General features: G+C 44.8%; 25 protein-coding genes and 2 pseudogenes. 24 read left to right on the top strand and 3 right to left on the bottom strand.

Annotated features, from left to right (window positions below; translation table 11 throughout):
• Positions 1-23: 23 nt before the first annotated feature.
• From DWY84_RS00580 to DWY84_RS00645, 11 genes and pseudogenes are all read left to right on the top strand, one after another.
• Positions 24-1,721 carry an AAA family ATPase gene (locus DWY84_RS00580; RefSeq protein WP_118529925.1) on the top strand — a complete coding sequence of 566 codons (1,698 nt, stop codon included), beginning with the start codon at positions 24-26 and terminating at the stop codon, positions 1,719-1,721.
• A 27-nt stretch (positions 1,722-1,748) separates the two neighbouring features.
• Positions 1,749-3,422, top strand: coding sequence for an AAA family ATPase (locus DWY84_RS00585; RefSeq protein WP_118529927.1), 1,674 nt, complete (start codon positions 1,749-1,751; stop codon positions 3,420-3,422).
• 110 nt (positions 3,423-3,532) lie between these two features.
• Positions 3,533-4,192, top strand: coding sequence for a hypothetical protein (locus DWY84_RS00590; RefSeq protein WP_118529929.1), 660 nt, complete (start codon positions 3,533-3,535; stop codon positions 4,190-4,192).
• A 13-nt stretch (positions 4,193-4,205) separates the two neighbouring features.
• Positions 4,206-4,436 (top strand): hypothetical protein, encoded by a 231-nt coding sequence (locus DWY84_RS00595; RefSeq protein ID WP_118529931.1) that lies wholly within the window; start codon positions 4,206-4,208, stop codon positions 4,434-4,436.
• Between the two features lie 678 nt (positions 4,437-5,114).
• Positions 5,115-5,393 (top strand): annotated as a pseudogene (locus DWY84_RS00610) (sigma-70 family RNA polymerase sigma factor); the annotation flags it as partial.
• A gap of 489 nt (positions 5,394-5,882) precedes the next feature.
• Positions 5,883-6,479 (top strand): relaxase/mobilization nuclease domain-containing protein, encoded by a 597-nt coding sequence (locus DWY84_RS00625; protein ID WP_243024689.1) that lies wholly within the window; start codon positions 5,883-5,885, stop codon positions 6,477-6,479.
• Complete coding sequence (locus tag DWY84_RS00630; RefSeq protein ID WP_118529939.1) at positions 6,473-6,895, top strand: hypothetical protein; 423 nt, start codon at positions 6,473-6,475, stop codon at positions 6,893-6,895. The genes DWY84_RS00625 and DWY84_RS00630 overlap by 7 nt, the downstream gene beginning before the upstream one ends.
• Before the next feature lie 217 nt (positions 6,896-7,112).
• Positions 7,113-8,279 carry an ATP-binding protein gene (locus DWY84_RS00635; protein WP_243024690.1) on the top strand — a complete coding sequence of 389 codons (1,167 nt, stop codon included), beginning with the start codon at positions 7,113-7,115 and terminating at the stop codon, positions 8,277-8,279.
• Between the two features lie 383 nt (positions 8,280-8,662).
• Entirely contained in the window at positions 8,663-9,160 is a 498-nt protein-coding gene (locus tag DWY84_RS00640) for an IS66 family insertion sequence element accessory protein TnpB (RefSeq protein WP_243024691.1), read from the top strand.
• A 109-nt stretch (positions 9,161-9,269) separates the two neighbouring features.
• A complete protein-coding gene (locus DWY84_RS17615) occupies positions 9,270-9,710 on the top strand; it encodes a transposase family protein (protein ID WP_243024692.1) in 441 nt (146 codons plus the stop codon).
• 25 nt (positions 9,711-9,735) lie between these two features.
• Positions 9,736-11,037 carry a transposase gene (locus tag DWY84_RS00645; protein WP_243024693.1) on the top strand — a complete coding sequence of 434 codons (1,302 nt, stop codon included), beginning with the start codon at positions 9,736-9,738 and terminating at the stop codon, positions 11,035-11,037.
• Positions 11,038-11,121: 84 nt separating this feature from the next.
• Here the strand turns inward: DWY84_RS00645 and DWY84_RS00650 are convergent, their stop codons facing one another.
• The gene (locus DWY84_RS00650; protein WP_347560733.1) at positions 11,122-11,409 is read right to left on the bottom strand and encodes a transposase domain-containing protein; all 288 of its coding nucleotides are present in this window, start codon (positions 11,407-11,409) and stop codon (positions 11,122-11,124) included.
• Between DWY84_RS00650 and DWY84_RS00655 the strand changes: the two are divergent.
• The 5 genes and pseudogenes from DWY84_RS00655 to DWY84_RS00675 all read left to right on the top strand — a co-directional run.
• Positions 11,357-11,629: pseudogene (locus DWY84_RS00655) on the top strand (transposase domain-containing protein); the annotation flags it as partial. The gene DWY84_RS00650 and the pseudogene DWY84_RS00655 overlap by 53 nt on opposite strands.
• A 371-nt stretch (positions 11,630-12,000) precedes the next feature.
• Positions 12,001-12,432, top strand: coding sequence for an ATP-binding protein (locus tag DWY84_RS17620; RefSeq protein ID WP_243024694.1), 432 nt, complete (start codon positions 12,001-12,003; stop codon positions 12,430-12,432).
• Between the two features lie 204 nt (positions 12,433-12,636).
• On the top strand, positions 12,637-12,798 hold the full coding sequence (locus DWY84_RS17265; protein ID WP_178716279.1) for a hypothetical protein: 162 nt from the start codon (positions 12,637-12,639) through the stop codon (positions 12,796-12,798).
• Between the two features lie 68 nt (positions 12,799-12,866).
• The gene (gene rarD, locus DWY84_RS00670; RefSeq protein ID WP_147354256.1) at positions 12,867-13,874 is read left to right on the top strand and encodes an EamA family transporter RarD; all 1,008 of its coding nucleotides are present in this window, start codon (positions 12,867-12,869) and stop codon (positions 13,872-13,874) included.
• Between the two features lie 20 nt (positions 13,875-13,894).
• Positions 13,895-14,392: a MazG family protein gene (locus tag DWY84_RS00675; RefSeq protein WP_118529941.1), complete on the top strand. Its 498-nt coding sequence runs from the start codon at positions 13,895-13,897 to the stop codon at positions 14,390-14,392.
• On the opposite strand, the gene DWY84_RS00680 is transcribed toward DWY84_RS00675, so the two are convergent.
• The gene (locus DWY84_RS00680) at positions 14,393-15,109 is read right to left on the bottom strand and encodes an NAD(P)H-dependent oxidoreductase (protein ID WP_118529943.1); all 717 of its coding nucleotides are present in this window, start codon (positions 15,107-15,109) and stop codon (positions 14,393-14,395) included.
• Between the two features lie 495 nt (positions 15,110-15,604).
• Between DWY84_RS00680 and DWY84_RS00685 the strand changes: the two genes are divergently transcribed.
• The 4 genes from DWY84_RS00685 to DWY84_RS00700 are packed head-to-tail and all read left to right on the top strand — an operon-like array spanning position 15,605 to position 19,531.
• Entirely contained in the window at positions 15,605-16,984 is a 1,380-nt protein-coding gene (locus DWY84_RS00685; protein WP_118529944.1) for a Na+/H+ antiporter NhaC family protein, read from the top strand.
• A gap of 15 nt (positions 16,985-16,999) precedes the next feature.
• The gene (locus tag DWY84_RS00690; RefSeq protein WP_118529945.1) at positions 17,000-17,353 is read left to right on the top strand and encodes a TIGR04076 family protein; all 354 of its coding nucleotides are present in this window, start codon (positions 17,000-17,002) and stop codon (positions 17,351-17,353) included.
• Positions 17,354-17,371: 18 nt separating this feature from the next.
• Positions 17,372-18,418, top strand: a complete 1,047-nt coding sequence (locus tag DWY84_RS00695; RefSeq protein WP_118529947.1) for an aldo/keto reductase — start codon at positions 17,372-17,374, stop codon at positions 18,416-18,418.
• Between the two features lie 18 nt (positions 18,419-18,436).
• Positions 18,437-19,531 (top strand): iron-containing alcohol dehydrogenase family protein, encoded by a 1,095-nt coding sequence (locus DWY84_RS00700; RefSeq protein WP_178716280.1) that lies wholly within the window; start codon positions 18,437-18,439, stop codon positions 19,529-19,531.
• Between the two features lie 21 nt (positions 19,532-19,552).
• Here the strand turns inward: DWY84_RS00700 and brnQ are convergent, their stop codons facing one another.
• Positions 19,553-20,917: a branched-chain amino acid transport system II carrier protein gene (gene brnQ, locus DWY84_RS00705; protein WP_118529948.1), complete on the bottom strand. Its 1,365-nt coding sequence runs from the start codon at positions 20,915-20,917 to the stop codon at positions 19,553-19,555.
• A 177-nt stretch (positions 20,918-21,094) separates the two neighbouring features.
• Between brnQ and DWY84_RS00710 the strand changes: the two genes are divergently transcribed.
• From DWY84_RS00710 to secG, 4 genes are all read left to right on the top strand, one after another.
• Positions 21,095-21,985 carry a LysR family transcriptional regulator gene (locus tag DWY84_RS00710; protein ID WP_118529950.1) on the top strand — a complete coding sequence of 297 codons (891 nt, stop codon included), beginning with the start codon at positions 21,095-21,097 and terminating at the stop codon, positions 21,983-21,985.
• 535 nt (positions 21,986-22,520) lie between these two features.
• Complete coding sequence (pheS, locus tag DWY84_RS00715) at positions 22,521-23,564, top strand: phenylalanine--tRNA ligase subunit alpha (RefSeq protein ID WP_118529951.1); 1,044 nt, start codon at positions 22,521-22,523, stop codon at positions 23,562-23,564.
• Between the two features lie 20 nt (positions 23,565-23,584).
• On the top strand, positions 23,585-26,005 hold the full coding sequence (gene pheT / locus DWY84_RS00720; protein WP_118529953.1) for a phenylalanine--tRNA ligase subunit beta: 2,421 nt from the start codon (positions 23,585-23,587) through the stop codon (positions 26,003-26,005).
• A 67-nt stretch (positions 26,006-26,072) separates the two neighbouring features.
• Entirely contained in the window at positions 26,073-26,300 is a 228-nt protein-coding gene (gene secG / locus DWY84_RS00725) for a preprotein translocase subunit SecG (protein WP_118529954.1), read from the top strand.
• Positions 26,301-26,308 lie beyond the last annotated feature (8 nt).

The following is a 26,308-nucleotide window of genomic DNA, read 5'->3' on the forward strand; positions in this document are numbered from 1 at the left end:
CTAAATAAAGGCGGGAGGCATTTATGAAAAAAAGATTAAAACTTCCGGTGGGAATCGAAAACTTTGAAGAGATTCGAAGAAACCAGTATTACTATATCGATAAAACGAAACTGATTGAACAGCTGTTTGACAGTCTAGGCAAGGTGAGTCTGTTCACGCGTCCGCGTCGCTTTGGTAAGACCCTGAATATGAGTATGCTGAAGAGCTTTTTTGAAATCGGAACGGATACATCGCTGTTTGATGGGCTCTATATTTCTGAGAATAAGGAACTGTGCGAACAGCATCAGGGACAGTATCCGGTTATCTTTCTTTCTTTAAAGGACGTGGAGGGCTTAAGCTTTTCGGAAGCAAAACGTAGATGTATTCAACTGATCAAACGGGAAGCTGAAAGATTTTATGGTTTGAAAAACAGCGAGCGACTTCTGGATATAGATAAAAAGAATTATTGCCGACTTTTAGATATGACAGTCCAGGAAGAAGATTCCGACATTGTATCTTCGTCTATGAAAATGCTATCGGCTCTTTTATATAAGCATTATGGTAAAAAAACAGTCATTCTCATCGATGAGTACGATGTCCCGCTTGATAAAGCATTTCAGCATGGATATTACAAAGAAATGGTTCACTTTATTCGCGGACTGTTAGGTGAAGCATTAAAAACGAATGACTCGCTTGCGTTCGCGGTATTGACCGGCTGTCTTCGCGTTTCGAAGGAAAGTATTTTTACTGGTCTCAACAACTTTAAAATTCTATCGATCACAGATACACGCTTCGATGAACAATTTGGATTTACAGATACGGAGGTACGGACGTTACTTTCTGATTATCAGATGGAAGATCGTTTTGCAGAAGTGAAGGAGTGGTACGATGGATACAGATTCGGAAATGCAGATGTATACTGTCCATGGGATGTAATAAATTTTGTGGACCGCGCGAAGGATGACAAAGAGGCAAAGCCGGAAGCGTACTGGATCAACACGAGCGGAAATGACCTCGTAAAGCGTTTTATCGATAAAGCAAATAAAACGACGAAGAATGAAATTGAGCGTCTGGTCAACGGGGAGGCCATCGAAAAGGAGCTTCGCCTGGATCTCACGTATGAAGAGGTCGATCAGAGCATCGAAAATCTCTGGAGCGTTCTTTTTACAACCGGGTATTTGACGCAGAGTGGAAGAAATGAAGACGGAGCTTATCGGTTGATTATTCCAAACCGGGAAGTACGAGAAGTCTTTCGTCTTCAAATTAACGAGTGGTTTAAAAAATCGATCTTCAGTAACACGGAGCGCCTCACCACATTCTGGAAGGCGTTTGAGGAAGGTGATACCGAAGGCGTCGAGCAGTATTTAAACCGCGTACTCAGTAATTCCATTAGCGTATTTGATACAAAGGCAAGAAAAGAAGAAAAAGAAAGCTCTTATCACAATCTTCTCGTCGGGATCCTTACCGGAAACGCAGACTGGCTTGTAAAGTCAAACGTCGAAGCTGGAGAAGGATTTGCGGATATCATCGTAGAAACGGATGATCCGGATGCGGGGATCGTCGTCGAGCTAAAATATACGAAAAACTTTGACGATATGAAGATGACTTGTCAAAAGGCTATCGATCAGATCAGGGATCGCCGTTATCAGGAATATCTTCTGAATGATGATCGGAAGGATATCCGGCTGTATGGTATTACATTCTGTAAGAAACGGTGCTGTGCAATCAGTGAAAAGCTGTGAGGTATTGAGACGAAAGGAGGCGCAGAAATGAAAAAAATGAATATTCCTGTTGGGGTTTCAGACTTTGAAGAAATTCGTAAAAACGGGTATTACTACATCGATAAATCGGGACTGATCGGAGAACTGCTCAGTAGAACCGGAACGAAAGTGACACTGATTACCCGTCCTCGGCGCTTTGGAAAAACGCTCGGCATGAGTATGCTGGAAAGCTTCTTCGATATCCGAAAGGACAGCAAAGCGTTATTTGAAGGGCTGGAGATTGCAGATAATCAGGCGCTGTGCGATGAGTGGATGAATCAGTATCCGACGATTTTTGTTTCGTTCCGACAGGTAGATGGCCTCGACTTCACCGGAGCATACGATATGCTCACATGGGTTATCTCAGAACTATATAAAGAGCATCGCTATCTGCTGGACAGCGACAGAATCGACACCAGTGATAAGGAGATCGCGAAACAGCTGGAATGGGGGCAGGCTTCCATGAAGAACATGAAAGGAAGTTTGATGTTGCTTACCAGAATGATGCAGCAACATTATGGAAAGCCTGTCATTCTTCTTATAGATGAGTACGATGTTCCCGTCGCGAAAGCGAACAACAACGGTTACTATAATGAAATGCTTGATGTTATGAAGGGATTGATGCAGGCCCTGAAAGACAATCCGGCACTTCGTTTTGCGGTCGTGACAGGCTGTTTAAAGATCGCGAAAGAGAGCATCTTTACGGGAACAAATAATTTCGTATCGGATACGATTACAAATTCTCGTCTCAACGAGTATTTCGGCTTCGTACAGAGCGAGGTTAATGAGCTGCTGAAAGCTGCTGATATGACAGAACAGGCAGAGAACATGAAGAAATGGTACGATGGCTACCATTTCGGGGATTTCGATGTCTACTGTCCGTGGGATGTCATGAATTATATGCTGGAGCTTCAGCGCAATCCGAAGGCAAAGCCGATCAGCTACTGGAAAAACACAAGTGACAATGCCATCATCCGTTCCTTTATCGATTATGCGGGCAGTACGATCACAAAGAAGCTTGAGACACTGATGGCGGGCGGCTGCATCGTCCAACGTGTGGATGAAAACCTGACCTATGATTATCTCCATTCATCAGAAGATAACCTCTGGAGTACACTATATCTGACGGGATATTTAACACGGGCGCGGGAAGAGGATTATAAAGGTGAAGTTCCAGACGGTATGGTAGCTCTCATGATTCCGAATGCAGAAATTAACGAGATTTTCGAAACAACAGTCATCAAATGGTTTGATGACAGCGCGAAGAAGTGGAATCGAAATGCGCTGTTTGATGCCGTCTTTAGTGGTGACAGTGAAGGCATAAATAGGGAAATGAATGCCCTGCTCCGACGCACCATCAGCTACCATGACTATCGGGAGGATTTCTACCACGCATTTCTCGCGGGCATTTTTACAGGCGCTGGATATATGGTGGACTCCAATAAGGAGCATGGAGAAGGGCGAAGCGATGTGGTCGTTTATGATCCCATCAATGCGTGCGTTGCGATTTTCGAAGCGAAATATACGAAGACCCTGGGAAACCTGGAGAAGGACTGCGATACGGCTTTGCAGCAGATCGACAATCGGATGTATGCGAAGGAATATGAGGATGATTACGATAAGATTCTCTGCTACGGTATCTCGTTTTTCAAGAAACGCTGCATGGTAAAGGGAAAAGGTTGATTTTCACAAAAATACGTATCTGAAAAACAGATTACCCTTTAAACCATTATCCGCTTGTGAGATAATAAGATCATAAGAAAAACAAAATATTCAAAAAAGGAGAGAGGAATATGAAGATAAAAAAGAAGCTAATCGCATCTGCAATGATTGTAGCCATGATGATGGGCACAGCAACGACTGCACTTGCCGGTCAGTGGCAGCAGAATTCAAAAGGCTGGTGGTGGCAGGAGGATAATGGCGCTTACCCGAAGTCACAGTGGCAGTGGATCGATAGCAATAAAGATGGCATTGCAGAATGCTATTACTTTGATGGCAGCGGCTATATGCTTTCAAATGCCACAACTCCGGATGGATACGTAGTAAACGGTGATGGGGCATGGACGGAAGGAGGAGCCGTAAAGACGAAGAACGTAAGCACAGAACCCGTGCTGTCGAATACATCAAACGGAACGGCCACAAATTCACAGGCTCCGGCAACCGATATCTATAGCGGAACCTATGCATACAATATTGGCACTTACTCGTTTTCAATGAAGATCGTGTATGATCCGGCAACCAAGACGCTGACAGATACCGAATGGCTTCCTGGATTTGGCGGAGTCACGGATACGTACCATTATGCAGGTGTAAATGAGATGGGCTACACCGTGTTTAAATGCACAAGTTCGAATAGAACCGCCATCAGTAGTGATTCATATATTTATTTCTCAGCACCTGGTATAATGGTCGCAGAGACTGAGAATGGCTATGAGAACGTAAAGAAGCAGTAAAAAGGAGAAATCGATGAAGTTACGAAAGAAGTTAATCGCGTTATCTGCGCTTACATTATCACTCATCATGGTTGTTCCGGTGTTTGCGGATAACCCGATCGGATGGCAGAAGAATGAAACAGGATGGTGGTACGGAACAAATGCCACAGGAACAACCTGGTATCACGATGGCTGGCAGTGGATTGATGGAAACAAGGATGCAATTCAGAGTGCTACTATTTCGCTCCGAACGGATACATCGTAACAAATGGGAAGACCCCGGATGGATATTATGTAAATAAGCGGGGCGTACTCGAAATTGACGGACGTGAGGTAACGCACTGTGAAGAATGCATGTACATTGCAAGCAGCATCAATGTTCCGGATAAAAATCATGTGGATTTAAGTAAATATAACGATTGGGAAATCGGCATCGGTCATTGTTGGTCAATGACAGCATATCCGTTTGGAAAACTCGTATATAACCATGTTACTGGAATGGATAGAGAACAGGGTGGCATCGACTCCAACATTGTAAGCCATAATGATTTCGGCGTTTGCGCGGTAGGGAACGCAGAAAATTCGTATAAGCACACGAAAAAATAAATAGATTTTAAAGCAGCGGGAGGAATCCTGCTGCTTTTTTTGTGCTGATAGAAAAACACCAGATTTTCACGAGACAAAGGAAGATACGCATGAATTTCGCCAAAAACACGATTTACACAACATATGCATGGTACTCTTTTACCCTCAAACCAGATGTCAAATATCTACAAAATAGAAGTGTAATCCCCCATAACCGTAAAGGTGCGACAGCCTTTGCGGTTTTTCTTTTGTCGCTTTTTGTCAGCGGGCAGGACAAGCCTGCTTCTGGCGTTAGGTGTCGTTCCCCACCTGTCAGTCTGAATTTTCACTCAAAAAATTCAGATTGGAGGTAAAGGACGTGGCGTACAATCACGGACGGGAAGAAAGGAAATGGCGGCTCTGGAAAGAAGCCGAGGAAAAGATTTTAAGGAAGTATGGTGTTGATGAAAGCACGATTGAAGAAATCCGCATTTACGACAGGGCGGAGTTTAATTCCAACAGGCGGTTTTACCGCTACATGAATGATGTTGCGGAGTATCTGGAAGAAATGGCGGATACCGAGCCGCAGGCGGAGGTACATTCCGTTGAAGATTTGTTAAACGAAATCGACAGCGAAGCACTGTATCGGGCATTGCTCAAGGATTTCGCTTTTATTTTTGGTAGTCTGCATTTTTAAGTCTCTAAAATGTCGATAAAAAACCTGAAAAACCCAAAAACAGTATAGAATAATTGGAATAATTGTGCTATATATAGAAAATAAAATTTGAATAGATACAAGATATAGATGCGAATATAGAGTTTGAATAATTTTTAAAAGCTCGCAAAGCCTAGTAAAATGGGCATTTGCGAGCTTGTTTTTTGCCTTGTGGTACTAAAATGGTACTAAAGTGAGCTGTGCAGGAATAGTTTCATTTACGCCTGAGGCCATGTTATTTTCCACTCAAAATATTCATTAGGAGAAATCTCTTCATTATTTAATTTCGTTTTCATTTCACACCATTCCGAAAGGAAATCATTTACCAATCCTTATTCAAAAGTTAATGCGAGAACTGTACTTCAGCGATATCGATAAGTTGCAGAGAAGCCTTGATGAAATCAAAAGTTTATTCGGGGAGGTGCTGGAAACATGGCGATTACAAAGATCCTGAATATTAAGGAATCAAAAGGCAGAAAACCGGCATCGCATTTGAAAAATGCTTTGCAATATATCCAAAATCCAGACAAGACAGAAGAATGTGTTTTGGTGGGCAGTATCAACTGCCTGCCGGATACAGCATTTGAGCAAATGGTAGAAACAAAGAATATATTTCACAAGACAGGTAACAGACAGGGATATCATGTGATTATTTCTTTTTCGCCCGAGGAGAGGGTTTCGGCAGAACAGGTGATGTACGTGCTGGAACATTTTGCGAAGGATGTACTCGGGGATGATTATGAAGCTGTATTTACAGTTCATACAGACAGGGAACACATGCATGGTCATTTAATATGGAACAGTGTAAGTGTAACAACCGGGAAAAAGTATAATTCGCCGAAAGGAAACTGGAAGAATCATTTGCAACCGATTACCAATAAGTATTGCAAAGAGCTTGGACTTGGTATTATACCTGCGGAATATAGTAAAAACCCAAAGAACATCAGCAGAGATAAATGGGAAAAAGAAATGTCAATTCGTATGCAGATTATCATGTCAGTACTGATGAGGAGAAGGTACGAGTGGTAGGTGTTAATGGAAACGATGATGTACTGGCAGTATATGAGAAACTTAATAGCTTCTTTAAGCAAATTGGCCACGAAGCTGATTTTGACAGGCTTTATGAGGAATCAAAGCGTTTAGTAGATGTTGTTAAAAAGAATGTTGTGGCAGATAAGGCAGAAAAGGTAGCAAGAGAACTTTTGGCTTGTGGTCCATATAAGTACCTGAAAACATCAGTGAAAGCAAATGCTTTTAAGTTCGATTTAAGTGATGCTAGTGGTAATTTGAAACTATTTATGAGTGTGCTGGATAAATTGGGTGTGAAACTTGATGGGGATCAACTGTACGAGGAGTATCAGAAGATTTATGAGGAGACTGTCAGCAAGAATGATGTGCATGAAAAGGAACAGGAAAAGCAGTGGAATATAGGTAAAGGGAGATAGTTCCTCTGTCTATTTCATGAACTATTATGACGGTTTTGGATTACATTATTGAAGAGAAAGAAGAGGTACAAAAAGCAATCCATAGAAAAATAGACATACTTAGTAATACTCTATGTTTCGAGAACGCTGACTTGAAATTTTAAATTCCAGTGCAGTGGTAAATTCCACCGGACATTAAAATTCCTTGATTTTATTGAATTATAATGAGCAAAATCTTTTGTATTTTGAAAAAGATGACGAAAAGATTTTTGTTATTGTGGAAGTTATGAAAGGGCAGCAGACACCATACTATTATGAAGGTGATGGACAACTCATTGCATTTATGCGTATAGGAAATGAAAGTGTTCCGGCAACTCCTTCACAGCTAAGAGAATTGGTGCTTCGTGGCAGCGGTGAAAGTTACGATAGTCTGAAATCAAGATATGATTTTGATAATATGTCCTTTACAAAATTAAAATCAGTATATAAACAGAGAACGGGGAATATATTTGAAGATACAGATTATGAATCTTTCGGACTGATTGATGAAAAAGGAAATCTAACGAATGCTGGAGCACTTCTGGCAGATGAATCACCGGTACGTCATTCCAGATTGTTTTGTACAAGATGGAATGGACTTACTAAAGCCTCAGGAATAGTGGATGCACTTGATGATAAGGAATATACTGGTAGCCTTGTCACATTGTTGCAGGCAGGAACTGATTTTGTGAGAAATAATTCCAAGAAAGCATGGCGTAAGGTTGGTGACGGAAGAATTGAAATGCCTGATTATCCGGATAGAGCAGTGCTTGAAGGTGTAGTAAATGCATTGATTCATAGAAACTATATGGAGATAGGTAGTGAAGTCCATATAGATATGTTTGATGATAGAATTGAAATATATTCACCTGGCGGAATGGTAAGTGGGATATCTCTAGAAGGAAAAGATTTGTTGAAAATCCCGTCAAAGCGAAGAAATCCGATATTAGCTGATATATTCAGCCGTTTAAAATATATGGAGCGTAGAGGTAGTGGATTTAAGAAGATATTGGCAGATTATGAGGGACAAGTAGAATTTGATGAAACCAAGATGCCGGTCTTTGAGGCAGATAATGATGATTTTACATTGACTTTGTATAATTTGAATTATGGTTCTAATTATGCAATACATGCAAACGAAGAGAAAATTCAAGGTGATACCCAAGATGATACTCAAGGTGATACCCAAGATGATACTGAAGAAAAAATCATCAAAATGATAAAGGATAATCCGCAAGTATCAACGGCAGATATGGCAAAGGAATTGAAAATTGGAATTGCAACAGTAAAACGAAAAATCAAAAAAATGTCTAATGTATCATATGTCGGAAGTGGTTACAGTGGACACTGGGAGATTAACGGATAGAAAGTGCATTATATTTGTAATCCTGTGGGGAAAACGTAACTATTCCCTTAGTTTTTTGGGAAATTGTGAACCCTTAAAGGCTCTTAAAAACCTTTAAAAAATCGAAAAAACCCTTATTTTATGCGGTTTTCTCCTTAAAAGTTTTTAAAATAGCGTAATTGCTGACTAAGGAACCAAAACGTAACTGAACCGCATTTTTACACTGACTAAGGAACTGAATAAAAAATGTTAAAAAGTCCGAAAAACATGTTTAAATCGTAAGCGCTTAAATTCTGGGTAACTTTTCACCAGATAGTTTGTAGTTCATAATGATGATAGTAAATAGATTTTTACTCCACTCCGCTGATAGGCGATAAAAATTCACTACACATGGAGGTTTCATTATGACTGGTAAACGTGCCCCAGGGCGTTCCTTAGATGAATGGATGGAACTGGTAACTGAGTGTCGGCAAAGCGGCCTGACGGATGCAGCATGGTGCAATGAACGCGGGATTTCTTCAAGCTGTTTTTACAATGCAGTTTCCCGTCTTCGTAAGAAAGCCTGCCAGGTACCAGATCCGGTTAGAAAAGCCAGCAATTTTGATCTTACATCCCATAAACAGGATGTGGTCCAGATCGCCATAGAGCCGAAGAATTCTCCAGTAGAGATGTTTCCGAATACGGAAAATAGTTCTATGTACTTTGACAATTCACATACGATTGAAATTGAAACAAAAGGACTGTTGATTGTCCGGCGGCACACTGTGGTAGGCGCAAACCGCATATTATTTTTCCGCGAATCGCCTGCCCGATCATGCCGTGCCGGGAATTGCCGCACGTTTTTCCCGGCTTGGCGGTACATTGTCGTAGCCTTGTTTGAGGAGCAGCGTTGCTGCTTTTGAAACAAGGCTATGACCTCAAAGTCATAGCGTAAACGCTCCATAGGTTCTTTCCGGGCTTAGTTGACTTTATTGCAACGAATTAATATAATATAACCATCGGAGGATGGTTATGGATTTTATTGTCAAAGATCTGGATAGCAATTATAGATTAGATGCATTTCGTAATAAAGCAGATAAAATTATTTTTGAAATATCAAGTGCAATATCAACGGCTAATTGTCCTTATTGTGGAAAAGAATCTAAAAGAATTCATTCTAGATATCAAAGAGAAGTACAGGATCTTCCCATACAAGGAAAGAAGGTTGTTTTACTTGTTTTAACAAGAAAGTTCTTTTGTGATAATAATACGTGTTGCAAACAGACATTTTCTGAACGGCATCCATTTGTTGATGCAAATGGAAAGAGAACCAAACGTTTAGAAAAAAATATTTTATTTACCTCGAGCCAGCTGAGTTCAATCAATGCTTCAAAAGTCTTGAAAAATAGTAATGTCGATATATCTAAAAGCAGTATCTGCGTTCTGCTTAAAAAAAATGCCATCGATTGTTGATAACTTGTCCGTGAGAAAAGTTTGTGTGGATGACTTTGCAATTAGAAAAAGATTTTCTTACGGAACGGTAATGGTTGATTTAGAGACGCATAGAATAATTGATTTGATTCCGACAAGAAATACAGAGGAAGTAAGAGCATGGCTTGCTACATACCCAAATATTGAAGTGATTTCAAGAGATGGTGCTCAGATTTATGCTAATGCTTCTGAAAAATCCCATCCCGGTATAGTGCAGGTAAGTGACAGATTTCACATGATAAAAGGCCTCACGGAGGCAATGACAAAATATATAATCAGAGAGTTTCCGGCTCGACTTGAAATACCAGCAGTCAGTACAAATAGCGAAGAACATGTGAAACTTATTAATCAACGGAATCATGTTGACAGAGTTCGATTTGCACAAACAAAGAAAGCTGAAGGGATGACGGTAAATGAAATTGCATTGCTATTACATTCTTCTGTAAAGACAATTCAAAAGTATTTGAAACTCGATACAGATAAAATCGAGGATAAAGTTATTGCGAGGGAGGCTAATCACCGGCTTGCATTACAACAAAAACAAGAAGAGGTAAATACCGCAAGAAAAATGGCTTGCGATGGTATTCCTATTGAGCAAATTGCTAAAGAGATGCATCATACATTTAAAACGATTCAAAACTATTTGAATCCCAGTTACTCTGTAGAAAACAAGCATTACCATGCACGTATTCCAGGAAAGTTGGCACCCTATGAAGCTGAAGTCATTAAGTTGCGGTGCGAAGGCATGACATACCCCTGTATACACAAAATAATCAGCGAAAAAGGGTATGAGGGATCAGTTGCTTCTTTAAGAATGTTTATTCAAAAAGAAAGAATTCGTTGCGTGTCTTCTCAAAAAGAAGAAGCTTGTTCTGATTACCAGCCGAAGGAATACGTACAACGCCGATCACTAACGCAATTAATATATAAAGGGTTGGACGATGTGAAAACAATCAGTCAAGAACAGTATGAACAAGTTTTAAAATTATACCCAATGATTGCCGATCTTTATGTGACCATAAAGGAATTTTATGAAATTATATATTCAAAGCATGAAGAAAAGCTTGACGCATGGCTTGTTAAACTGGAAAAATTTAATATTCCTGAGTTGCAAACATATGTGAATGGTATAAGACAAGATATTGTTGCTGTAAAAAATGGAATTGCCATGCAATATAATAATGGTTTGGCAGAGGGAAGCGTTAATAAACTCAAAGTAATAAAACGTATTATGTATGGCAGAAATAGTTTTGAATTATTGAAAGCAAAGGTACTACTTCATGAGCAATTTTGCTGTGAAATCAACTAAGTGTGGAAAAAACCGCTCCATAGCAAGTACCTTGCCAACAAAAAGCCGCTTTCGCGGCTTCGCTTAATTGTTCTTCTTTGGTTTTCAAATGTTCTCTGGTAGTTTTTCCGGCCACGGAAGCAGATCATCCAAGAAAGATCGGTCTGTATCATCCATGTGCTTTGGAATCTCTGTCAGAAGATATTCAAAGTACTCGTATGGTTTTAAGTTATTCGCTTTTGCTGTTTCTGCGATGCTGTAAATAATCGCGGATGATTTTGCACCATTGATGGTGTCGATCATCTGCCAGTTCTTACGGTTATGTTCTATAGAGCATAACCGTAAGAACTGGCTCTTCTGTGATACTCCTAACGGAGCACAGGCCAGTGCCATTGTATACTCAATGGTAGAAATGGCAAAGGCGAATGGAGTAAATGTCTATCACTATCTTACCTATCTGCTTGAGAAAATGCCTACAGATAGGATGAGTGATGAGGAATTGGAACTTCTGGCACCATGGAATGAAAATGTCAAAGCGGAAATACAACGCCGTATAAATGATACAAATCAATCAGATGTGAATTGTCAAAGTGCTCCGGCTACTGAAAAGTAGCCGGGTAATTTTTACTATGGCTGAAATTTAAGCGCTTACCGTTGTTCTTTTACATTGTGAGTGTAGAAGGGCAATCCTTTTACAGAATAATTATCATAATCTGGATAAGCTATACTATATCAGGAGAAGATGAATTAGTAGATATGGATGAAGACGATATTGTTACATTCGATGAGAATACTTTTTAGGATGTAGTACATCACAAATCAGAATGATCCGTGATGAGATTGCCTGCTATTGTTTTAATTATTTTCATTTGCCGAATTCTATATTGTAAATGTTGTAAAAATGTTTGATTAACACTCATAATAGGGTACAATACAATTAGCTAAATAAAATACTGCACTGATGATGCGAGAAATGATGAAAAAATGGCAAGGGATACATTGTTTTCCGTTGAATCAAAAAATGTTGAATACAAAATCACTTTACCAGATAAAAGCGAAAAGTACATGAAAACTATTGTAGCTTTTGCTAATACTCAGGGTGGAAAGCTGATTGTAGGTATAGATGATAAAACACACGAGATTGTTGGCGTGGAAAATGAGATATTATTTCAGGTAATGGATGGAATTGCCAATTTTAATGCTGCGAAAGAATATGGACTTTTAGAACCAAAATTTCAAGAATTCAATAACATATTTCGGGTAGAATTGTTCCGTGATTCTTTACCGATGACCTTAGAAAACAAAAACATCGGAGAAGCATCGGAGAAGCATCGGAGAAGCATCGGAGAAACATCGGAGAAACATCGGAGAAACAAGAGACAGTTGATTTTAACAGTACGCAGCTGGAAATATTAAATTGCTTATGGAGAACAATCGGTTATCAGCGGTAAAATTAGCAGAAAAGATTGGCGTTGCTAGTCGAAATATAGAAAACAATATTAAGAAATTAAAAGAATTTGACCTTTACCTTTCCTCTTTGCGATTGTTAAAATGTAAGCACAAAGAAAGTATACTCCTTCGCCGCAAGGCGGAGGATTTTTCTGTAATGAGGACAGGCAAATGAAGAAAACGGGATTTTATATTATCAAAGATAAATTCTTTGAAGATATACCAGATCCGTATCTCAAAGAAAATAAGGCAGGAAACAGACCGCATTATTATTGTTTTAAAGATGCGAGTATCGGGATATACTGGATGACAGCCGGGAGAGTGCATTTCTGATACAGGATATGTTTCCGATTACAGAGGAATACATAGAACGAGAATATACAATCGCTGGAAATCATCTGATGCTGACGAGTGAGCACACCGCCAGAGAGATCGAGCAGAAAGCAAGAAAAGTTATGGGGATGTTGAAGCGTGGTGTCAAGTTCACGCCAATGCAGCCGGATGTCATGACAATATTGGAGAAACAATATATGGATACTACAAAAAGAAAAGGAACGATCAGTGTTACAATTACATACATCTGCTGGGGATTACTCACCGTATTTTGGAATCTTCTTGCAGAGGTAAATTCCGCTTATGTACTGGCCCAGAGAGTGGTCTGGTCCATGATTTTTATGTTTGGACATCTGACCGTGACCGGGCGGATGGGAGATATCAGAAAGATCTTTCATGATAAAAAGATAGTGTTCTGCTGCATGGTCAGTGGTGTGCTGGTGTGTATTAACTGGGGCGTATATATTTTCGCCATCAATTCGGGACATGTGCTGGATGCCAGCCTGGGATATTTTCTGGAGCCGATTTTTGTCACAGGCATCGGCGTGTTTTTCTTTCATGAAAGGATGAGCCGGTTAGAGCAGATGACGGCACTGTTTTCCCTGATTGGAGTGGGGTATCTGATTGGTGTGTACCGGATGGTTCCGGTTATGGCTATGGTGATCGGGTTGAGCTTTGCTTTTTACGGAGCTGTGAAAAAGAGTGTGCATTTAGATGCAGGACTTTCCCTGTTTGCGGAAACGTTGTTTGTGACGCCGATCGCGCTTCTTTTCTGTATTTACAGCGAAATGAATGGTCATGGAAGCCTGGGAGTCTTTCATGGAATGCAGTTTCTGCTTTTTCCAATAGCAGGAGTGATTACTTCTGTGCCGCTTTTGTTATTTAACAGGGGTGTCCGCATGATTCCTTATTATTTAACGGGGATTTTGATGTATGTGAATCCTACGATTCAGTTTCTTATGGGACTCTTTTATTTCCATGAATCGCTGGAGGTTCACCGCCTGATCGCGTTTTGCTTTATCTGGGTGGGCGTCGGATTTACGGTATGGCATAATGTAAAAGAAATGAAGAAATAAGATAAAACGGGAGATATGTTATGAACGAAAATTACAATCCATTAGACAAAGAATTAAACAGCCTGGTACAGGTTATTGCCCGTCTTCGCGCGGAGGACGGATGCCCCTGGGACCGGGAGCAGACCCATGGTTCCCTGAAAGCAGCCTGTGTGGAGGAGGCTGCGGAGGTGGTTGGCGGCATCAACATTCTGGAGCAGACGGGAAATGCAGAGAACTTAAAAGAAGAGCTGGGCGACCTGCTTTTGCAGGTGGTCATGCATGCGCAGATTGCAAAGGAAGAAGGCTTATTTACGCTGGAGGATGTCATGCGTGGAATCACGGATAAAATGATTCGCCGGCACCCGCATGTGTTTGGTACCACAGCGGTTTCCGGCTCGGATGAAGTTCTGGTGAACTGGGCTGAAATCAAGAAACAGGAAAAAGAGGGAAAAGAGTGGATGGAAAGCTATTTGCCCGGCGCGTTTGATGAGGCAGAAGAACTGATCGGAGCGGTAAGAAAACGAAAAGGGTTTCAGTAATTATAGTGCTTTTTTGTTTTTCCAGGGCCACCCTGTGTTGTAGCCATGCTCCTGCCAGTAAGCATCATCGACTGTGCTCATTTTCTTGTGCTTATGCAGAAAACGATAGAGGGTGAACTCGCACCATACTTTCGGCGACGGAGTCAGGTGTCTGGCACAGTGCCGGACATTCCGGGCGGTACGTGTTACCTTACGTTGAATGGATTTCCGGAAAGATTCCGGCAGATCATTCCAGGTGTAATCCCATACGCTTTGGGAAATACAGTGGGTTCTCGCAAATCCTAGGTTTTCTGTACTGTCTTTGATATCGCGGACGGTGGAACGCATACCGCCGCCTGCAGCTGTGTTAATGATGACTGCCTGCTTTTTCATGAAGGAAAGATCAGGGCGGTGAACCATCCAGCGGTATGCGAGGTGGTCAAGCAGGGATTTCATCTGTCCAGGAACATGATATACATAAGTGGGCGCACAGAACAGAATCAGCCCGGACTGTTCGATAGCCTTAAGGATGGGCGCCATGGCGGCAGCACCTCCGCAGGCCTGCTCTTTTCCAAGGATGCAGGCGCGGCATCCGGTACAGATGTGAGGCATGTCATCCGGGAGAAAGAAGGAAAAACAGGTTCCATCTTCCAGGAGTTCTTTGATGAGCATCTGTGCGATCTGGTAAGTGCTTGATCTGATTTTTCGGCCGGAAGCGTAAATTACCGTGATATTCATAGGCAGCTCCTCTAAAAGCAGATATAGATTCCGGGGCAGGAAATGCAGTGCCCCGGTACCTGTATTATAATAATGGAATGGCCGTCTGTCGAGAAAAATGTCTGAATTACGCCATTCTTACGCTTTTCTAAAAATTATATACTTGACATTTCTCAGTTCCATTGCTATCATTGCTTTAAACCATTGAAGAGGAAGTTGTACCATATAAGCAGTCTCACAGAGAGTCCGGGGTGGTGGAATCCGGGCAGAGTGTCATGGTAAGTGGGCCTCAGAGGGCAAGGTGAAAAAGAATGGTCAGGAAAACAGACCAGACTTTAGTAGCTACGACGCAACGGTCAGCGTTAACGGACCAGGAATGTAATGGCATTCTGCAAAGAGTGGGTGCTTGGCACCAAACAAGGTGGTACCGCAGGTATATAACAGCCTGTCCTTGAACGTAGTTCAGGGGCGGGCTTTTTTGTTGCATAGGGAACAAGAGAAAGGAAGGAAAAAGGTATGAGTGAGGAGAGAAAACTTCAGTTTCGGGGCGGAATCGGGATGTCGCTGATTCCAGTGGCAATTTATGTGTTCTTCTGTATGGTGCTTTTTATTGGATTTAAGGCGTTCAATATGGAGGCGCTTGCAGTAGGCGGTTTTCTGGCACTTCTGATCGGCGGCGTTTTTTGTAGCAGCTACAGTGATTTCTGGGAGAGTGCCATCAAGGGTATTTCCTCAATCACATCCGTATCGGTTGTTGTGATTTTGTTACTGGTCGGCATGTTCAGCGCGCTGATTAAACTGTGTGGTCTTTCTGGTGGTTTTGTGTGGATCGCGAATGCGGTTGGCATGAAGGGCGGCATCTTTGTTGCATTTACGTTTATTGCCACCTGCATTGTTTCTACGGCGACCGGTTCCTCGATCGGAACTATGTTTATCGCGTTTCCAATCTTTTATCCGGCGGGCATTATGCTGGGCGCGAATGAGATGATGATGGCAGGCTGTATTGTGTCTGGCGCAATTTTCGGTGATAATCTGGCTCCGATATCAGATACGACCATTGCTTCCGCATCGACTCAGCAGTTTAAAAACGGAAAGCCGGCAGACATCGGCGGTGTTGTTTCCAGCCGTATTAAATATTCCGCAGTGGCGGGCCTGATCACGATTGTGATCTTTGCGGTCTTCGGCGGCATGGGCGGTGTATATGAGGGCGGTTCCATTGACGCGGCAGCCAATCCGGTTTCTCTGGTGATGCTGATCCCGGTTGTTCTGATGCTAACTATTTCAACAAAAACGAGAAATATTTACGAAGGTATTTTAGTGGGTCTGGTAACGGGTACCGTGGTTGGTCTGGCTGCAGGACTTTTCACTCCGGCCCAGGTGTTTTCTAATGACGCGGCAAACAATGCGGCAGTAGGATTTTTGATTGACGGCATTAACAATATTTTACCGACCTGCGCGCTGGTCATTTCCGTGTTTGGCATCATGGGTGTTCTGAGTGATGCGGGTATGCTGAATCTGATTGCCGAGAAGATTCTGGACAGCCGGATGGCTGGCACCACCCAGGGAGCAGAGCTGGTCTGCATGATGGGCATCGCGTTTACGACGATTCTCTTAGGCGGTGTGACCAGTGCTTCCATTCTGACGTTTGGACCTATTTTAAATAAGATCGGAGCGGCAAGAAATATTCATCCATACCGCAGGGCAAATCTGTTAGATGGTACGGCCAACAGTCTCCCGGCCATCATTCCGTTTATGAGTGTGTTTGTATTTATCGGATCTGCCCTGACCGGACTTTCTCCTGTTGTTGTAGCAGGCGGAACTATTTATGGCTTTGTATTATTTGCTGTATTTTTGGGGGCAGTACTGACTGGCTGGGGATGTCAGAAAGAAGAATAAAAAGGAGCAGACAGAATGGATGATACATTTACTTTATATGATTTAAAAGTGGAAGTGATAGCCACAGACCGGCCGATGGTGTGCAGCCACAAGGCGGGAGATTATTTTCTAGTACAGGGGGAAAATCTGGTGTTCCCGAAGGATACATCCTTTTCCATGTATTCCTTAAGTGCCCTTCTTCCGGTGCTTCCGGCAAAGCAGCGGCCACTGGATCCCAATGACTGGATGCTTTCGGATACGGAGATTGCCTGTCCGGATCCGAACTGTGGAGCCAGATTTAAAATCACAAGAGTGGGAAAACGGATTCAGAGTCATGGGCAGTGTACCGTGGTGCCGATCCGGAAACCGGAGAGAGAAAACGAAGTCTAAGAAAAGAGGAAATCTATCATGCGGAAAAAATGTCAATTTAAGAATGGATATACCTTTAACCGAGTCATCAATGGGTGCTGGCAGCTGTCTGCGGAGCATTGTCTGCAGGGACATCTGGACTACGATGATGCCATTCGCGCGTTCCATGAGCTGGTGGAGCAGGGCTTTACAACCTTTGACTGCGCGGATATTTATACGGGGGCAGAGGAAGTGCTGGGCCGGTTTGTTATGGACTTAAAGGGCAGCGGACATTATCAGGAGGAGGATATTCAGATTCACACCAAATTTGTGCCGGATAAAGATGTGCTTCCGGTCATCAACATGAAGTACACGGAAGGCATCGTGGACCGTTCTTTGAAGAGAATGCACCGGGAGGCTCTGGATCTGGTTCAGTTCCATTGGTGGGATTTTGATGTTCCGGGTATGATGGAGACCGCCTTTGATCTGGTGAAGCTGCAGGAGAAAGGAAAGATCCGCAACATCGGCATGTGCAACATGGACACTAATGCGTTAAAACAGATGGTGGATGCGGGAATTCCGGTGGTATCCAATCAGGCACAGTATTCTGTATTTGACCGCCGTCCGGAACGCACACTTCTGGATTACAGCGCGGAGCATGGTATTTATACCTTTGCGTATGGCACGCTGGCAGGGGGATTTCTGGCGGAGCGCTACATGGGAAAAGAATATGAGGCACCGGAAACCCGTTCCCAGGTTAAGTATATGCAGATCATTGAGGATTCGTTGGGCTGGGATGGCATGCAGAAGCTGCTTCCGGTACTGAAGGCCATTGCGGATCATCATGGAGTGACGATTGCCAATGTGGCAACCCAGTATATCTTAAATCAGAAGAGCGTAGGGGCGGTTATGGTTGGAACGAGAAACTCCAAACATGTGAAGTCCAATCTTCAGACACTGGAATTTGATCTGACAGAAGACGAAATGAAACAGATCCGTGATTTCGTGGACCAGTATCCGACACCGGAGGGAGAGTGCTATGAATTAGAGCGGACCTCTCCAAGATATAAGGGAATTATCCTGACAGATCGAAATCATGTGGAATAACCAGGAGGAGCGAAACGAGTGAAGCTGGAAAATTATGAGGTTCATTTACCAAACTATTCAATCGGAGATAAGATTTATGATAAAATCGGTCCAGTCTGCGAATCTTATGGAAAAAAGGTTCTGATCATTGGCGGCAGGCGAGCACTGAACGCTGCGGAAGACAAAATCCGGGCCTATGTGGCGAAAACCAATCTGGAGATCATCGGAACAAAGATTTATGGAACAGACTGTACTTACGCGACAGTAGAGAAGCTGCGTGGACTGCCGGAATACGAAGAAGCAGATATGGTATTTGGCGTGGGTGGCGGAAAGGCATTAGATACCGTAAAATGCTTATGCATCACGGATGACAAGCCGGTATTCGCTTTTCCGACCATTGCCTCTAACTGCGCGGCATGTACGTCGGTGTCTATCATGTACAATGAAGACGGCACTTTCTTAAAGCCGAATTTCTTTGTGCGCCCGGTGATGCACTCCTTTATTGATACGGAAATCATCGCGAAAGCTCCGAGCCAGTATATGTGGGCTGGCATTGGTGATACCTATGCAAAATACTATGAGGCAGCCATTTCTTCACGGGATGAGCGGCTGGAGCATTTTACATCCCTTGGCGTGGCAACCAGCCATATGTGCCGTGACCCGCTGCTCATGTATGGCGCTAAGGCGCTGGAGGATCATAAAAAGGGACTTTGCACCTACGAGGTGGAGCAGGTCGTTCTTGCAATCGTGGTTACCACCGGAATCGCGTCCATTTTCCTGACCAAGGATTTCACACCGGATTACAACAGCGGCCTTGCCCATGCGGTGTTCTACGCGCTGACTTCCTATCCGGTCATTGAGGAGAAGCATTTGCACGGAGAAGTAGTTGGCTTCGGCGTACTTTTGCTGTTGCTTGTGGACGGACAGATGGACGAATTCGAAAAGATCTATCAGTTAAACAAAGACTTAAAGCTTCCGGTTTCCCTGGAAGACATTGAGATTACAGAAGAACAGTGGAAAGAGAGCCTGACCCGGATTCCGGATATGTCCGATATCCGGCATTATCCGTACAGAGTGACACCGGAAATGCTGGAAAAGGCAATGAAAATCCTGCGGAAACGAAACCGCTCCTGAACGTCAGAAAACCCTGCGGCCTTATGCGAAGGCCTGCAGGGTTTTCTGACGTTTCTGGAATAAAAGTCCGATGATGAGTCCTATGATGGCGGGCAGGATCCAGCCAAGATTCAGACCGAAAAATGGCAGAAACCGTTCCGCAAATTCTACAGCCGCATCCAGGTGGAACAGTGACTGTAATTCTTCTGGAAGTGCTTTGAAAAAGTCAAACAGAGAAGCGCTCCAGGTGAACACTGTAACCCAGAAATAAACCTTGCGGTCATGGTTAAAATGCCTTTCGAACAGTGCCAGCAGGATCAGGGCGATGGCCGGAGGGTAGATCAGCATCAGCACCGGCACGGAATAGCGGATGATGGTGGAAAGTCCTGCGTTTGAGATCAGGAAAGAAAACGCGGTGAACAGCACAGCCCAGGCGGTATAGGAAAGCCGGTGCGGAAACATTTTTTCGAAGGTTTCCGCGCAGCTGATTACCAGGCCGATGGAGGTCTTTAAGCAGGCAAAGGTGATGGTGACAGCCAGGATTAGGATTCCGGCCCGCCCCAGGTAGTGGCTGGAAATCTGGGACAGGGCAATGCCGCCGTTTTCCGATGCGGTAAACAGGCCGAGAGACTGGGCGCCTATAAGGATGGTCAGCATGTAAATAAGGGCCATTAAAATACCAGCCAGAATTCCGGAGTGGAGTACTTCACCGGCAATGACCTCATCATTCTGCACACCCATCTGCCGGATCACGTTGATGACTATGATGCCGAAAGCAAGGCCCGCAATGGCATCCATGGTGCCGTAGCCTTCGGAGAGTGCCTGAAACAGGGCACCGCTTTGGTAGGAAGCATCCGGAATGGTGGCCGATGCCGGAGCACCCGGGTGCAGCAGGGCAGATACGATCAGGATTCCCAGGAAAAATAAAAACAGCGGGTTGATGATTTTACCAATCCAGAGTGTAATATTTCCCGGCCGCAGGGAGAAAAGCAGCACCAGGGCGAAGAATACGGCAGAAAAAAGAAACAGTGTCATACGTTCGGAAACCGCGTTTCCCAGCATTGGGGCAATGCCGGTGGTAAAGGATGTGGTAGCACACCGCGGAATGGCAAAGCACGGGCCGATGGTTAAGTAGAGCAGGCAGGTAAAAAAGCAGCCGTAGCGCCCGCCAACTTTGGAGGCCAGTGCCTGCAGACCGTCAGAGTGCGTGTTTCCGATGGCGGCAACGCCAAGAATCGGAATGCCAACAGCAGTCAGGATAAAGCCAACTGTGGCGGGAACCAGGTTGTGTCCGGCCAGCTGGCCTAAATGCACCGGGAAGATCAGGTTTCCGGCGCCAAAAAACATGCCAAATAAGGTGGCAGCCACCAGCAGGCGTTGTTTCAGGAAAAGATGTTTGCCTTTCATGATAAAATTCACCTCAAATCTTGAATATAGGCTTATTGTAATGCCAGCCTTGCGGTTTGTGAAATCCATGTTTATAATAGAAGTATGACAAAGTGTAATATTCTGTTTATAAAGCAGACTGATAGAACACTATGGTATGCAGGTGAAGCATGGGTTTGAGAAGAGGGGAGAAATGGGATGGACGCAAAGAAACTGGAAATTTTAATGACGGCGGTGGATCTTGGGAGCTTTTCCAGGGCGTCTGAGGTGGTGGGCTACACGCAGTCCGGCCTGACCCATCTGGTGAACAGCCTGGAGAGGGAAATTGGTTTTCCACTGATCATCCGGAGCCACAATGGCATTGCCCTGACGGAGGAAGGGCGGGAACTGATGCCGGCCATCCGCCAGTTTTTACAAGCAAACGCGAACCTGGAAAATCAGATCCAGACCATCACGGAAAAGCAGACTGAGACCATCCGCATTGCGGCCTACGCCAGCATTGCCATGTTCTGGATGCCGGAGATTTTATACCGCTTTAAGCGCATCTGTCCCAATGTAGATGTGGACCTGCGTATGGTGGATCACGCGCTGGAGCCTTTTGAACTCTTGCAGGACGGCAAGACCGATGTGATCTTCGCCAGCAGGCAGAATTACGGAAAGTGCGAGTGGACGCCTCTTTACCATGAACTGCTGTACGCGATTCTGCCGAAAAACTATCCGTTAAACAGCCGCACGGAATTTCCGTTAAAAGAATTTGAGGGAAAAGATTTTCTGATGCCTTACGGCCGGTTTGATATCGATGTGCACGCGGCTTTTGAAAAAGCGGGAGTAAAAGCGAAAGAGCAGACCGTGTATGTAGACGATGAGACCGTGATCCGCATGGTGGGAAAAGGGCTTGGCATTTCCATGATGTCGGAACTGATGATCCGGGGCAACACCGATGATGTCTGCTGCGTTCCGGTTGCGCCCAAAAGCATCAGAGAGCTGGGCATGGGAACGGAGAAGGGCGTGGAACTGCCGGAGAGTGTGCGGAAGCTGAAGGAGTGCGTGGTAGAGTATACGAAAGGCTTCCAGGGCAGAAAATTTTAAGAAATTACAGGCTGCGGTTTGTGGGTTGCGCGGGCAAAAAGGCAGGTTTTTCATGGAGGCAGGAGGAATGTCCGGGAAAAAATCCTTGACTTTTCCGGCAGAACTGACTAGAATGTTCAATAGATTATGACTGTCCGTTTCGGGCAGACATACCTGCAATCACAAATTACAAAACTAAAAGCTGAGATCGTGTTTTTAAGATACTGTTTCCGGTCAGAGAGAAGAGGTCGGCGGCTGTGAGCCTCTTTCCGTTCAGACAGATATCCGAATTTCCCACGGGAGCTGCATTGCTGAAAGCCTGAAGCGGGCGCGCATGATGCAAAGACGCGCAAACACTTCAACCAGAGTAGGCATTGCCGTCTGGTATACGTTACATATCGGAAAGTGTCTGTGAATGTTTTATTCGCAGGAAGCTGGGTGGTACCGCGGTATATTATCGTCCCTTTGCGCATTGGCGTGAAGGGACTTTTTTGTTACCTTCACAATATGTGCGGATTGCAAATCAGAGGTTTCATATTTATAAAGGAGAAAAATCATGCAGGATTTAAAAGAGCTGAATGAAGTGATCACTGCGATCAAAGAAGAGATCCGTCAGGGCGCAGATGCTCTGACTACTTCCAGAAGTGTCTATGAGTTCAAGAAGACCTTCCTGGATAACAAGCAGGGCCGCATTGGTCTGCTGATGAAGGAAATGCGCAATGTACCGAATGACCAGAAGGCAGAGTTTGGTAAGACTATCAACGGCGCAAAGGAGTGGGCAAACCAGTTCTTTGATGAGCTGGACCAGAAATTAAAAGAGAAAGAGCAGCAGCAGCGCTATGAATCCGAGAAAATTGATATTTCCATGCCGCCGGTGAAAATCCGCTACGGCAATCTGCATCCGGTAACTACCGTGCGCAATCAGCTGACGGACATCTTCGCGTCTATGGGATTTGAAGTGTATGAGGGTACCGAGATCGAGACTGACTACTACAACTTCACTGCCCTGAACACCCCGCAGGATCATCCGGCCCGGGATATGCAGGATACCTTCTACCTGTCTCCGGAGTTCTTACTGCGTACCCAGACTTCCGCCGGTCAGGTTCATGTCATGGAAGCCAAGAAGCCGCCGATCAAGGTCGTTTCCCCAGGTAAGGTATTCCGTTCCGATGACGACGCAACTCACTCTCCGATGTTCAGCCAGATGGAGGGCCTGGTTGTAGACGAGGGTATCACCCTCTGCGACTTAAAGGGCATGCTGGACATGTTCGTTCAGAGAATCTTTGGCGAGAGCACCCGCACAAGACTTCGTCCGTCCTACTTCCCGTTCACGGAGCCGTCTGTTGAGGTGGATGTCAGCTGCTTCCAGTGTGGAGGCAAAGGCTGCAGACTGTGCAAGGGAACCGGATGGATCGAGGTTCTGGGCGCAGGCGTGGTAAACAAGAAAGTGCTGGAGAACTGCGGCATCGATTCCGAGAAGTACAGCGGATTTGCTTTCGGCCTTGGTCTGGAGCGTATCGCAATGCTGAAATATGGCATCAACAATATCAAGATGCTTTTTGAGTCTGATCTGCGCGTGTTAGATCAGATTGATGACTGATCAGGACAGGAGGATTAGAAATGCTTGTACCATTAAGTTGGTTAAATGACTATGTAGATATTAATGTTTCCGCAGATGAACTGGAGACCAAACTCTTCGACTGTGGATTTGAAGTAGAAGAAAAATGGCAGGTGGGTAAGGACATCAGTGGAATCGTCGTTGGTTACGTAGAGTCCTGCGAGCCGATCCCGGAGACCCATCTTCATGTATGCCAGGTCAACGTAGGCGGACCGGAGCTGTTACAGATCTGCTGCGGCGCTGACAATGTCAAGGCAGGCGGTAAATATCCGGTAGCCATGGTTGGCGCACAGGTATACGCAACCGCAAAGGACCACGTTACCATTGAGGGTGTGGCAACCATCAAAAAAGGCAAATTGAGAGGCTATGAGTCCTATGGTATGCTCTGCTCCGGAACGGAGCTTGGCTTAAACGAAGACCTGTATCCGGGCGCCGGCTATAATGGCCTTCTGGTACTGCCGGAGGATGCTGAGATTGGTGCCGATGTCAAAGAACTCACCGGTTTAAATGACTGGATCTTCGACGTTTCCATCACCGCGAACCGCCCGGACTGCCAGAGCATCTTCGGTCTGGCAAGAGAGGTGGCAGCAGCACTGGGCCAGCCGCTTAAAACACCGGCTCTGGACTACACCGAGACCGAGGTGGAAAAAGAGGGCTTTGAGGTAACCGTGGACGCGCAGGATCTGTGCCCGCGCTATATTGCCCACTATGTATACGATGTGAAACTGGGCCAGTCACCGGCATGGATGAAAAGACGACTGGCTTTAGTCGGCAATAACTCCATCTCCAATATCGTGGACATCACCAACTACATCATGCGTGAGCTGGGCCAGCCGCTCCACGCATTTGACTGCAATTTCCTGGAAGGCAATGCGATCCAGGTAAGACGCGCAAACGAGGGCGAAAAGATCGTTACCTTGGATGAGAAGGAGTTCACCTTAAACCCGAACAACCTGGTGATCTGTGACGGAAAGAAGCCGGTTGCGTTGGCTGGTATTATGGGCGGTTTAAACTCTGAGATCCGCGATACCACCACTGAGGTGATGTTTGAGTCTGCAAAGTTTGCCCGCGACAACATCCGCAGAAGCTCCCGTGCCCTGGGTCAGTCCTCTGACGCAAGCCAGAGATACTCCAAGGGTGTCGACGAGTATGCAACCGAGATGGCCATGAAGCGTGCCCTGCATCTGGTGGAGGAACTGGGTGTTGGTAAAGTTTCCAAAACCCATAAAAATGTCAACACCGGAAATTCCTTAGAGCCGGTTACCTTCAAGACCAGCATTAAGAAGGTCAACGGTGTTCTGGGTATTACCGTTCCGGACGAGGATATCTTACGCATCCTGACCGGCTTAAACTTCCAGCCGGAAATTAACGGCGACGAGCTGACCATGCACTTCCCGGCATACCGTGAGGATATGGAGGATTACCCGGATGTAGCAGAGGAAGTCATCCGTATGTACGGCTATGAGCACATCAACTCTACCTTCCTTCCGACAGCAAAGGTAACCATCGGCGGAAGCAATCTGCGTCAGAAGACCATCCTGAAGGTCAAGAAAGCCCTGTGCAGCGTCGGCGCATTTGAGGGAATCCATTATTCCTTCTTCTCCCCGTCTGATTTAGACCAGATGGGCTTTGCAGAGGATGCCATGGAACGTAAGGCAATCCGCATCATGAATCCGATCAACGAGGATCTGTCCCTGATGAGAACCACCCTGGCTCCGCAGATGATTCACGCCATGGGACGCAACCAGAAGAGAGGCATCTTCGAGGGACGCATCTTCGAAATCGGAAATGCGTTCATTCCGAAGTCCCTGCCGCTTACCGAGTATCCGGACGAGCGCGAGACTCTTTGTATCGGTGTATTCGGCAAGAATGAGTCTTTCTTCACATTAAAGGGCATGGCTGAGACCGTTGCGGATGTTCTGCACGTTTCCTTCACCTATGAGAAGGCAGAAAAGCCGTTCCTGCATCCGTACCAGACCGCGGCAATCTTCTGCGAGGGCGAGGAAATTGGTTACCTCGGTAAAGTAAAATACGAGATCATGAAGGATGAGGCGATGCGTGAGGATGCCTACGTTCTGGAGATCAGCATGAAGGCTCTGGAAAAATGGTATGGCAAGGCTCCGGTATTCGAGCCGCTTCCGAAGTTCGCGGAGGAGAAGCGTGACCTGGCGCTGGTTATGGACAAAGATATCACCTGTGGTCAGGTAGAGGACTGCATCCGCGAGGCATGCGCTTTCGTCAAAGAGGTTACCCTGTTCGATGTCTATGAAGGAAAGCAGATCGCTGAGGACAAGAAGTCCATGGCCTTCACCGTTTTGTTCACTCCGAAGGAGGAAGCATTCGGCGCAGATACTGTAGACGGATATGTCAAGAAGATCCTCAAACAGCTTGGAAAAACCTACGGAATCGAACTGAGAAGCTAAAACCACTTGTGTTTTCAGTTATCCTATGATAAAATGTCAGTGTTTGACTATTAGGAGGTGCATTTCAATGCTGAAAACGATTTTATCCGTGATCTTCGTTCTTATATGTCTGGCTTTGACCGTGATCGTATTACTTCAGGAGGGCAAGTCTCAGGGCCTTGGCGCTATCGGCGGTATGGCAGAGACCTACTGGGGAAAGAATAAAGGACGTTCCATGGAAGGTACCCTGGAAAAGTTCACGACATTTGCTGCAGTAGCATTTATGGTACTGGCAATCGTATTAAACTTAGTGTAAGCGTAAGA

It is taken from the genome of Clostridium sp. AF27-2AA, assembly GCF_003478505.1.
Classification (GTDB): Bacteria; Bacillota; Clostridia; order Lachnospirales; family Lachnospiraceae; genus Brotaphodocola.